This is a genomic window from Spirulina subsalsa FACHB-351 (genome assembly GCF_026130165.1).
Lineage (GTDB): Bacteria > Cyanobacteriota > Cyanobacteriia > Cyanobacteriales > Spirulinaceae > Spirulina_A > Spirulina_A subsalsa_A.
Genome location: NZ_JAIHOM010000140.1, coordinates 1 through 11,673 on the forward strand (window position 1 = coordinate 1; position 11,673 = coordinate 11,673).

Consider the following 11,673-nt stretch of genomic DNA (forward strand, 5'->3'; position numbering starts at 1 on the left):
GGAGCAGGGGGGCGGGGGGGCGGGGGAGCGGGGGAGCAGGGGAGAAATTCCCTATCACCTATTCCCTATTCCCTAAATTATCCCGGCTGACTCGTATAAACGGCGGAGAATGGCGAGAATTTTGTCACCGTAGAGGGGATCGGAAGACCATCTACCCGAGAGTTTAGCGACGGTGGGAGCAATGCCTCGGGTGACGAAACGGAAGCGGGGATCGATGATTTCCTGAACCATGGGTTCAAGACTAGCATAGGCTTTGAGGTGTTGAATTTGCGCTCTCACTCCAATTTGAGCGCTGGGGAAACTGGCATAACCGCCTCCTCCCACGGTGCCGAGGGTGGCAAAGTTGTTCTGGGAGGGGGTGACTTGTCCGCCAAAGCGGAGGAAGTTGGTAGAGAGACACATTTGAGAGAAGGCGATATCATGATTAACTCCTTCTAGGGCGGCTTCTTCCCGGAAGAAACGGGGGAGATCGGGGAATTGGGATAGCGCGCTTTCGTGGTTGGCTTTTAGGAACATGATCAGTTGCACTTCGGAGGTTCTCCCTTGTCCCATGATGCGATCAATGGTGGTGAGACAGGTTTGATTGAGCGATCGCAATACTACCGTCCGAGTTTCATTTTCCCAACCCACACTGATATTGAATTCCCGCAATTCCACCGCTTTCACATAGACCACCCCTTGATATTCCACTAGGCGAATATTGGGTTTTTGGGAGAGATCCACATTCAATCGATCTACCAAATCCATGGGAATAAAGGAGTTGCTATTAATCAAGACCCCTTGTTCTTCATAGACTTGGCCATTGATTTGAATATTAATCACCGGATGGGTGATGATGGGGGGTTTGGGGCTGGTGCCAGACACTTCACGGCTCCAGGCTTCTAAACCGTCGGCAATGCCTAACGCCATATCTCGCCGTCGATTGATCATTAAAGCGCGATCTTCAGGATTGGAGAGAAAACCCACTTCTAGGAGGATGGAAGCAATGGCAATATCTCGACAAAAAGCCAGTCTTCCCACTCCGGTGGCTGTATCTGGTCGAGATCCGCGACTGGGGAGTTGAGGCAGACGGCGGATCAGGGATAAGAGAATCATGTCCCCGTGTTTTTTGCGGTCGAGATTTCCGGCCACATAGAAGGCGGTGGCACCTCGGGCGGTGGGATCTGAGAAGGAGTCGGCATGAATTTCAATGGCGACATCTCCAGAACGCGCTCGTTCGTTAATCCAAGTAATGGTAGCCCGCAAACTCAGGGTATCAGGAACCGATAAGACCTCAAAACCTCGCGATCGCAACTCGGGGACAATCACATCCCGCAATAAAATCATTTGTTGTGCTTCGGTTGTTCCTCCGGCCACTGCACCGGGATCAATGCGTCCTCCTTCTGATCCACCATGTCCTGCGGAAACAAAAATCCTTCCCATAACTGTTGTGTTCCTTGCAACTGTTAACAACTACTCTACAACCTGAGGCTTGTCAGGTCGGCGGCTCCTTGACCCCCACCTGCGAGGGCGCGAGGTGGGGGAATGCGTCGCTATTTTGTTCAATCATACAAAATCTAGGGAAGCGGGAATACGGCTGACTGATTACAAAGTCAAGGTTGACTGTATTAGCTTTCTCGTAAACGTTTAACCGCTAAGGCTACCACCCCCCCGGTAATTAAAACAATTCCGCCCATTTGTTGCCAATTCAAGGTTTCTCCTATCAACACTAAGGCGAGGAGGGAGGTGAGAACCGGCCCGGTGTTGGCAATTACTGAGAAAAGGGCAGCCCCGGCCCAGTGGATGCCGAAATTCTGGAACAAATAACTGCCCAAGGTGGTGAGGCCTAGGAGAATCCCCGCAATGAGTAAATGGGGTAACAAGTCCCCATCAAAACGGATGTCGGGGACAATTTGCCAGAAAAAGAGACTCCCTAAACCGGAAAAAATCAGAATCAGAAAGAACTGAATCAGGGTGAAAGGAGCGGGATTAATGTCTTTAAAACAAAGCTTGGTAAAAATGACACAGAAGGCAAGGGTGAGGCCAGAACCTAGGGCTGTGAATACTCCTGTGTAGGATAGGTTAATGGTTGCACCAAAGGGAATGGCAATGATGATCACCCCTAAAAACACCACTAGACTCATGCCGATGGTGAAGGAGGTCAGGCGATCGCCAAAAAAGACCCGCGATAACAAAATGGTGATAATGGGATAGGTTAAAATTAAGGTCGTGACGACCCCGGTTTCTAAGTTCCCAAAGGCAATATAGGCTAGGGTTTGAGAGATAAACAAAAAGAAAGCACTCCCCAGAACATTCCGCCACAGACGGTTTTTCTGGCCGCTAAATAATTGCCCCAAATCCTGCCAAAAGGGTTGAGCGCCAATTTGATAAATATTTGTGCCTATCGCCCCCACTAAAGGCACTACGACTATCATCCGCAACCAGAGAATCAAGATGGAGTTGCCTAGACTAGGGCTAATAATCCCTCCCACTTCCCACACCCCTAACACGCTACTTTTAAACAAAATGGTGCGGGTAATAATATTTTGCAGTCCAAAGGCTACACAGGAGAGCAGAGCAAAGAAAATCCCGATCCGGATTTGTTGGGCTGGGGGGGGAGTGCTGGGAACCGCCGCGCTGGGTTTGGAGGGGGAGAGGGGGGCTTTTGGGGGGCTAGAGGGGGCAGGGGAGGGCTTGAGGGGTAATCCTCCCAATTGCTCGACTAAACCCTGTAGAATGGCTTCTCCTTGCCGTTCTAGATGCTGCATCCGGTTGAGTTGTTGGGAGATTGTGCTTTGATAGCTGTTTAGGTCTTCTTGGATGGCCTGAAAGGTTTGGTGGATAAAGGCCTGTAGAATCACTTCTCCCTGAGATTCCATGCTGTGCATCCGACTGAGTTGTTGGGAGAGGTTGCTTTGATAGCTGGTTAAGTCCTGTTGTAGGGTGTGGAAGGTTTGGCTTAGGGTGCTGTCGAGATGGGTTAGATTGGCGTAGGGGTCCCCATTGGCGGCAGAGGCCGCGAGGGCGGCGGGATTGGCTTTGAGCCGTTCTTTTAACTCGCTGGTGAGGAGTTGAGCAAATTGTTTGGCCCAGAGTTGTTGCTGGGCCAGTTGTTCATGGGAGAGGGCTTCTTGACGTTGACTTTGCCAGTGGTGGTATTGAGCGCGCAGATCTTCAATTTCTTGAATCAGACGGGATTTCTCGCTCTGTAGCCATCGGACATCCTGATTGAGTTGTCCACTAATGTCTTGCCGTAGATGCTCAATTTCTCGGGTTAGAGCTTGGAGGGCCTCGTCTGTGTAACGGGGGCGATGGGCTGGTTCTTTCCCGGTCGGTTGTTCCGATGGCATCATTATGTTTTAACCCTTAATGTGACGCAGCTTTCTCCTCGTTTCTCGGTTTTTATGAGAAAACTAGAAAATTTTACGGGAAATCTGGTCTTAAATGAACTTTCTACAGAATCTCTTTAGAATAGAAGCAGGGTTAATTCTTGTTGGTATTTTTGGGTGAGGGGGTGTTGATGGCCGAGGAGGGAGAAGAGGGATAAGAGGGCTTTTTTGGCTCCGTCCTTGCGGTATTGGCGATCGCATTCCACAATTTCTAGAAACCCTTGTAATGCCTCCTCATAGTCCCCAGAGAGGGCATTCTGGGCGGCCTGGGCAAATTTCCGATCGAGTTCACTCTCTCCCCCCTGTTTAGCGGCTGTTGTCAACTCAATTAATAAGCGCAGGGACTGGATTTGCTGGGCATAATCCCGATCGGATGAGTCAATAGTATTTAACATTTTTTGGGCGGCTTCGGGTTGATTGACTTGCAGGAGAAATTTAGCCGCCTCGATGGTTACTAAGGCACTATCGGGGAATTGCTCGAATAACTGATCATACTGTTGTTTGGCTAGGGGTGCATTGCCTTGGGCGATCGCCTGTTTCGCCGCTTCTAGCCCCAATTCTAGGCTAGACTTGAGGTTCAACTGAGCCAACAACTCACGGATTTTCCCCTCCGAAGTCGCCCCGACAAAGCCCGAAAATACCCGCCCTTGTTGCACCACTCGCACATCTGGCACTCCTTCGACTCCAAACTGACTCGCCAACTCAGGGTTCTGGTCAATATCCACTTTTGCTAGGATAAAATCGTATTCTTGCACCAACTTTTCCAGTAACGGTTTTAACACTTGACAAGGCCCGCACCAAGTGGCAAAAAAATCCACCAGCACCGGTTTTTGATGGGATGTTTCTACCACTTCTTGGGCAAAGTTTTCTGTATTCACTGTAATTGAATGACCCATGATTGATTCTGGCTTAAATCCTTGTAAAGTCGAAATAAAGGGATGAGTTTTAACCCAGGTTAAAATATAACATTTTTATCTTAATCGTGAAACTAAATGCTTAAATTGGACTCTATTAACCGAACCTAAATCCCTTAAAATTAAGCTTTTCCCTAGCCCCACGAGTAGAGTTATTCAGCAAGCCGTACCTAAATTTAACAGCTTCAGATTTTGTCACCCTAGGGACAAACAAGCGCTGACTGTTTCCACCACAGACTGACCTAAACTGTCCAAATCATAGCCCCCTTCTAAGCCAAATAAGAGACGAGGGGTAAGGGGAAGTAATAAACGGGTAAATTGACCATAATCCTCTGGATATAACTTCATCCCCGCTAGGGGATCATCAGCATTGGCATCATACCCAGCACTGACTAGAATTAAATCAGGTTGAAAGTGTTGTAAAAAGGGGATGACTTGCCCTTTAATCACTGACTCATATTCTCTAACAGTAGAGCCGGCGCGGAGGGGGATATTTAAGACATTTTTATACATTCCCCGCTCATAGGCCTGTCCGGTGCCGGGGTAAAAAGGGGACTGATGTAAAGAACAATAGGCCATCTGGGGATCGGTTTCCGTGGCGCATTGGGTGCCGTTGCCGTGGTGAACATCCCAATCAAAAATAGCCACTCGTTGAATGTCGGGCTGTTCTAGGGCATAATGAGCGGCGATCGCAGCATTGGAGAATAAACAAAACCCCATCCCGCGCTGGGGCTCCGCATGGTGGCCAGGAGGACGGGCCGCCACAAAGGCCGGGCGATTGTTGGCTAAAACCTGATCCACTCCATCTAACCACCCACTGACCGCTAAAAGGGCGATGTCATAACTGCCCTGAGAAACTGGAGTATCGGGATCTAAAATGCCTCCTCCCCGTCGGCGTGCGATCGCCTGCACCTCTTCCAGATAATCTGGAGTATGGACTTGTAGCACCCAAGGCAGAACATTGCGTTCTGTTAAGGGTGTGGGGTAATGCCACGTTAACTGATGGGCAAAAGAGGCGGCTTTTAAAGCGTTCACAATCGCCGTTAAACGCGCAGGACGTTCCGGGTGAAAAGACCCCGTATCATGGTCGAGAAAACGGTCAGAATAAATAATGGGGAACATAGATGAGTTGAATAAGTGGTAGGAGTTAATTGAGGATTGTTGATTTATTATCCGCGATTTCTGGGAGGTTTTCTATGACGACAATTCGTTTAATGCACGCTAAACTCCATCAAGTGCGGGTGACTCGCGCCAATCCCGACTATATGGGTAGTGTCACCATTGATCAGCGTTTAATGGAACAGGTGGGAATTTTCCCCTTAGAAGAAGTTCAGATTTATAATTCCCAAAACGGCCATCGTTTTAGCACCTATGTCTTACCGGGGGAAACTGGATCCGGCTGCATCGAGATTAATGGAGCCGCCAGTCATTTGTGTGGGGTGGGGGATGCGGTGATTATTGTGGCCTTTGCCCAGCGCGATCGCGCCGAAGTCATCAAAACCGGTCATCAGGCCACCGTATTCATCAGTAACGCTCAAAACCAATGTCAAGAATTATTGGTGCAGCAAGTCATCCCCAATTTTGCCCAAGAAAGGCTAGATTTTCAGAGTGAATCGGTTCTCAAAGCGGCCATTCCCACTGAAATGGAACCCCTGCCCCCTCCTCCCCCTCGTCCACCCATCGACAACGACCCCGACGAAATGTTAGACCGAGGGGTGGAATCGCCACCCTCCCCGAATTTTTCTTTTCTAGACCCTCCCCCTCCCTATGATTCAACCCAGTTTTGAGCGAGCGACGATTCAACAACGGGGCCTCCTTCACCTGTTATTCTTAGCCGTTTCAAGCACCACCTTTGGCGTAATTGCCTTGACCTTGGGGACTTCCCTCTTTCTCCATCGTGCCGGGGCTGCCTATTTGCCTCTGTCCTATGTCTTAATGGGGATTCTGTCCATTCCCATCTATGGGGGACTCTCCCAAATTGTCGATACCACTAGCCGCCCGAAACTTTGCCGGATTTTATTGGGAGTAGCCATTGCCTTTAGTTTCCTCGCTTGGTTTCTCCTGCCTCTGGACACCTTACCCATTTATTACCTGATCCACATTGGGCTGTATGTGCAGTGGATTCTCATGACTGAGGTTCTATTCCCCAGCTTAGTTTCCGATTATTTCACCAGTTTGGACTGGAAACGCTACACCCCCATTTTGCGCATGGCCAACGCGGTGGGGGGGCTGTTGGGCGGGGCATTACTCAGTGGGTTAGTTTCGTGGGTATCTCCCCAAGATGTGTTACTCTACCTGCCCCTCTGTTATGGGGTTATGATCGGTCAATTGTTCTATCTGGAGAAAACAGAAACCCCCCTCGAAGTTTGCCACCTCCAGCCTCCAGAATCCTTGCTGAAGAGCTTAAATCATTTGCCCGACCTGTTGAGCAAATATCCCATTATTGGTTTTTTATGCAGTAGTACCTTTTTATTTATCCTACTCTACAGTTTTGCCGAGTTTGAGTATTACAGCATCTACTCTCAAACCTTTGCCGATGACCAAGATTTAACCCGTTTTCTCGCCATTGTGCGGGTGGTGAATAGTATTTTACCTCTAGTGTTATTAGCCCTAGTCACCAAGCCCTTAATTCGCCTGTTAGGGGTCACAGGGATTAGTTTAATTTACCCCCTCACCACCTTAGCCAGTTTTGGGGGGTTAGTCTGGCAAGGGAATTTAGGGACGGCCGTCTTTGCCAATTTAAACACCAACGGCATTGAAGACAGTTTGAATCAACCCATCCAGTCCCTGAATTATAATGCGGTGCCTTATGCCTTGGTGGGGCGGGTGCGGGTGATTGGCAATGGGTTGTTTTTCGCCTTGGGATTAGCCACGGCTGGGGTATTATTACAACTCTGCCAACTCTTTTTAACCCCTTTACAGGTGGGCTATGGGGGATTGGTGTTAAGTGGGGCGTTTTTCGTCCTGCGTTATCAAATGGGGAAGAGTTATCTGCAATCCTTACTCACCATGTTGAGGACAGGAGTCGTGAAAGTGAAGGATGTGCAGGAAGGATTGCGTTTGCCGGGTTCCTATCGGGAACAAATTCAAAACCTGTTAACGAGTGAAGAACGCAGTGATCAAATTTTAGGCCTAGAATTGGCTACCCGAGCCGAAGCTAGCCAGCAGTTTCTCCCCTTGGTGCAGCCTTTGCTCAACACCACAGATGAGGCAATTCGTCAAGCTATAATCACTTATTTTAGTGAACGTCGCCGCCCGGAAATGGTGCAGTATTTACGGGAGTTACTGAGGGCAGAAGGGGCGGAATCGCGTCTTTTTGCCCTAGAAGCTCTCATTGCCAGTGACTATTCCTTTTCCCCCTCAGAATTGGAGCAGTTGTTAGCCAGTCTCAACCCCCAAATCCGCGCTCTAGTTTGTGTGGCCGCGGTGGGCCGTCAGGAAATCGAGTTACAACAAATCTGTCGGGAGATGTGGCTGTCTCCCTTAGAAACGGCGACCCAACAGACGATTATCCGCACGGTTCGCCGCACCCAGAACCGCCAATTTATCCCCCTCCTGCAAACCTTACTCGCGGATGCTCCCACAGAGATTACAAGACAGGGTTTAGAGGCCTTAACGAGGCTAGCCCGGCCGGGGGATTTGGCCTTGGGTAAGTGGGCAGAGCCTTATTTAGCGGAGTCGGATGGTTTGGTGCGGGCGATCGCCTTAAAACTCCTCGGCATCATCCGTCATCCCGATTTACTCCTTGCCATTGCCACCGGACTCAACAACGAGGATTTAAATGTACGAATGTGGGCCGCCAGTGCCTTAGCCAGTTATGGTAATGACGGGTTAAAAGTGGCTAATATTTACTTAAACTCCACCCGGTCCGAAGTCCGAGAAGCCGCGATCGCCAGTGTTGCCAAAGTGCGCACCCCCCAAGCCACCCACCTCCTCTATCAGTCCTTTAAACCCCACTACCAACTCCTGCAACAAACCGAGCGCTGGCTGTCTCAAATGCCCCTAGATGCCCCGATGTGGGAACAATTAGCCGTCATCATCCAAGATTATCAACAACGGCTCTTACACCGGGTTTTATACCTCCTTTCCTGTTTAGATCGAGAAGGCACCCTGCGGGATATTCGGCAAATTCTCCACAGTCCCGACCCCCGTTTACAAGCCAATGCCGTAGAAACCCTACTCTCCCTCAAACATCGTCGTTTTGTTCTGCCCTTAGTTCCCCTGTTAGAGCATCATCTCCCCTCCCGTTCCGACCGTTTACTAGAGCCAGAAACCTTATTAAAGGAAGTCTTAGCTGCCCCAGATCGTTGGATTCGCGTCGGGGGTTTATTCGTCATCTCCCAAAACCTGCCCCAATACCGTTCCCTGCTCCGAGAATCATTACTCACCGACCCAGATCCTCTGATTCAGCGTTTAGCCTACTCCCTGACCTTGGGCTATCAAGAAAACCTACCCGATAATGACTGGTTTCTCCATCAAATCTTCTTTCTGAAAGAAACCCCTTTTTTCCGTCACCTCTTTTTAGAGGAACTCCTCGCCCTGAACCCCATTTTGGATCAAAAAAGTTACACCCCCAGCAGCATTATTTACACCTCCCACACCTCAAAACCCGGTCTATATCTAGTCGAATCCGGGCGGGTGGAAATGCGAGTGGGGGAAGGGTTTGGGGTACTAGAAAGCGTCATTAGTCGCGGGCAAACCTTTTGTGAGATGAGTTTGTTTGATGACAGTCCCACCCCTCAACAAGGGGGCATTCCTCGACGATTTGCGATCGCCACCACCCCCTGCACCGTCCTCTTCCTCTCCCGGCAAAAATTCGAGCGAGCCATTAACACCTGTCCCCGTCTCCTCCTCAGTTTCACCCAAATCCTCAAGTTTTAGGTCGTCGCCCAAACGGGTGGATGCCCCCCAACAAGTGCCTTAACGTCCGCAACTGTTCCGCCGTCCCCATACAAATCAATAAATCCCCCTCCATCAAGCGCGTATCCCCCGTTGGCCCCCCGATTAACGTGCCATCCTCCCGCCGAATCGCCAAGACCAACGCCCCCGATAAAGCCCGTAAATTAGTAGAGCTAAGGGTTTTTCCCACACAGCCCCCCGAATTAGAAGATAACAAAAACTCATCAAGATACAACGAACGATTAACCCCGGTAATAATTCCATCCACAAAATCCATCACCCGAGGGCGTAACGCTGCCGCCGCCAACCGTCGCCCCCCCGTAATATAGGGCGACACCACCGCATCCGCCCCCGCCCGCTTCAACTTCAGCACCGCCTCCTGATTATTAGCCCGGGCAATGGTGCGCAGTTGAGGATTCAAGGTTTTTGCCGACAGCACCGTATAGAGATTTTCCGCATCCGAAGGCAAGGCCGCCACCAAACAGGCCGCCCGGTCAATACGCACATCCAGCAAACAATCATCCAGCGTCGCATCCCCTTGTACCGCCATATGACCATCATGTTGGGCTTCCGACACCGAATCCGGGTCACTATCAACAATCACAAAAGGAATTTTTTCCGCCGCAAACTCCAAAGCCACTTGATGCCCCATCCGCCCATAGCCACAGATAATGTAATGATCTTGGAAACTCTCAATCAAGCGTCTCTTTTGCCTCTCACGAATTCTTTCTTGAAAATAGCCTTGGATGATGGCTTCCGTAAAGCGGTTGACGATGTAACCAATGGAAACAATCCCCAATACGATTAATACCATCGTGAACAGTCGGGAGCGATCATCTAAGGGTCGAACCTCTGAAAAGCCCACCGTGGCGAGGGTAATCATGGTCATATAAGCCGCTTCCGTTAAAGACCAGCCCTCAACATACCAGTACCAAAAAGTCCCCAAGCAGAAAACCCCGCCTAGGCCCAGAAGTCCACCTAACAGTTCCTGCCATAAACGCTTTTCCTGCTTGCTAACGCGAGCCATTTGTTCGTTCTATCCCTGAAATCTAAAATCTAAAATCTAAAATCCCAAATCTCAGCAGGATTCCGTTTAACATTTGGTAAAGACCCAAATTATTATGAAAATACGGAGTTAGCCCGTGAGTCCAGAAACTCTTATTCCTTCTCCTGCCGTACCCACTTCTACCGGAAATTCTCCCTTTGAGGTAGACCGCTTCAATACCTATGTGATGAACACCTACGGACGGTTTCCCATTGCCCTAGAACGGGGAGAGGGCTGTCGCGTTTGGGATAGTGAGGGTAAAAGTTATTTAGATTTTGTCGCTGGGATTGCCACTTGTACCCTCGGTCATGCTCATCCGGCTATGGTACAGGCGGTGACTGAGCAAATCCAAAAACTCCATCATGTCTCTAATCTCTACTATATTCGGGAACAGGGGGAACTCGCCGAATGGATTGTAAATCATTCTTGTGCCGATCAGGTGTTTTTCTGTAATTCTGGAGCAGAGGCCAACGAAGCAGCGATTAAATTGGCGCGTAAATATGCCCATGTTGTCCAAGAGATTCAGTACCCAGTCATTTTGACGGCGAAAGCCAGTTTTCACGGTCGCACCTTAGCCACCATTACCGCTACGGGACAACCGAAATATCAAAAGGATTTTGACCCCCTGATGCCGGGGTTTGAATATGTCCCCTATAACGATATTGAGGCGCTGGAAAATGCCATCGGGGAACTCGATGAGGGCAACCGCCGCGTCGGGGCGATTATGTTAGAACCCTTACAGGGTGAGGGGGGTGTCCGTCCGGGGGATTTAGATTATTTCCTCCGGGTGCGCAAGATTTGTGATGAGGTGGGTCTACTGCTCATTTTGGATGAGGTGCAAGTGGGCATGGGACGCACCGGAAAACTCTGGGGGTACGAAAATCTGGGCATTGAACCGGATATTTTCACCAGTGCCAAAGGGTTAGCCGGGGGGATTCCCATTGGGGCGATGATGTGTAAAAACAGTTGTAATGTGTTTGAACCGGGGAATCATGCCAGTACCTTTGGGGGCAATCCTTTTGCTTGTGCAGTCGGTTTAGCGGTAGGGAGAACCTTGTTGGCGGAGAATCTCCTACAAAATGTTCAGGCTCGGGGGGAACAGTTGCGGAAAAATCTCCGGGCGCTGACCAAAAAAGCCCCGAATGTATTCGCGGAAGTACGAGGATGGGGGTTAATCAACGGCATTGAACTCCACACCACAGCAGGTTTCTCGTCCATTGAGATTATTAAAGCGGCAATGGATGAAGGCTTATTATTAGTCCCAGCCGGTCCCCAAGTGGTGCGCTTTGTCCCACCCTTGATTGTCTCGGCTGATGAAATAGAGGAAGCTACGGACAAATTGGAACGGGCGCTCTCCCGTTTGTAATGGGTATGCACTCCCGGGGGAGCAGGGGAGCAGGGGAGCGGGGGAGCAGACCTAGTCCCTAGTCCCTATTCCCTAGTCCCT

At 50.0% G+C, this 11,673-nt stretch carries 7 protein-coding genes and 1 pseudogene; 3 read left to right on the plus strand and 5 right to left on the minus strand.

Annotation, left to right across the window (positions count from 1 at the left end; all coding sequences use genetic code 11):
- Positions 1 to 72: 72 nt before the first annotated feature.
- The 4 genes from tftA to K4A83_RS19640 all read right to left on the minus strand — a co-directional run bounded on the left by tftA (position 73) and on the right by K4A83_RS19640 (position 5,404).
- Positions 73 to 1,422, minus strand: coding sequence for a hormogonium tapered terminus morphoprotein TftA (gene tftA / locus K4A83_RS19625; protein WP_265266375.1), 1,350 nt, complete (start codon positions 1,420 to 1,422; stop codon positions 73 to 75).
- A gap of 185 nt (positions 1,423 to 1,607) precedes the next feature.
- Complete coding sequence (locus K4A83_RS19630) at positions 1,608 to 3,332, minus strand: EamA family transporter (RefSeq protein WP_265266376.1); 1,725 nt, start codon at positions 3,330 to 3,332, stop codon at positions 1,608 to 1,610.
- Positions 3,333 to 3,445: 113 nt separating this feature from the next.
- Positions 3,446 to 4,264: a tetratricopeptide repeat protein gene (locus K4A83_RS19635; protein ID WP_265266377.1), complete on the minus strand. Its 819-nt coding sequence runs from the start codon at positions 4,262 to 4,264 to the stop codon at positions 3,446 to 3,448.
- A gap of 213 nt (positions 4,265 to 4,477) precedes the next feature.
- Positions 4,478 to 5,404: a histone deacetylase family protein gene (locus K4A83_RS19640; protein WP_265266378.1), complete on the minus strand. Its 927-nt coding sequence runs from the start codon at positions 5,402 to 5,404 to the stop codon at positions 4,478 to 4,480.
- Positions 5,405 to 5,478: 74 nt separating this feature from the next.
- On the opposite strand from K4A83_RS19640, the pseudogene panD reads away from it, so the two are divergent.
- Positions 5,479 to 5,895: pseudogene (panD, locus tag K4A83_RS19645) on the plus strand (aspartate 1-decarboxylase); the annotation flags it as partial.
- Between the two features lie 154 nt (positions 5,896 to 6,049).
- Positions 6,050 to 9,163 (plus strand): cyclic nucleotide-binding domain-containing protein, encoded by a 3,114-nt coding sequence (locus K4A83_RS19650; protein ID WP_265266380.1) that lies wholly within the window; start codon positions 6,050 to 6,052, stop codon positions 9,161 to 9,163.
- Here the strand turns inward: K4A83_RS19650 and K4A83_RS19655 are convergent.
- On the minus strand, positions 9,153 to 10,208 hold the full coding sequence (locus K4A83_RS19655) for a potassium channel family protein (RefSeq protein WP_265266381.1): 1,056 nt from the start codon (positions 10,206 to 10,208) through the stop codon (positions 9,153 to 9,155). The genes K4A83_RS19650 and K4A83_RS19655 overlap by 11 nt on opposite strands.
- Positions 10,209 to 10,323: 115 nt before the next feature.
- Here K4A83_RS19655 and K4A83_RS19660 point away from each other — a divergent pair, with 115 nt between their 5' ends.
- Positions 10,324 to 11,592 carry an aspartate aminotransferase family protein gene (locus K4A83_RS19660; RefSeq protein ID WP_265266382.1) on the plus strand — a complete coding sequence of 423 codons (1,269 nt, stop codon included), beginning with the start codon at positions 10,324 to 10,326 and terminating at the stop codon, positions 11,590 to 11,592.
- Positions 11,593 to 11,673 lie beyond the last annotated feature (81 nt).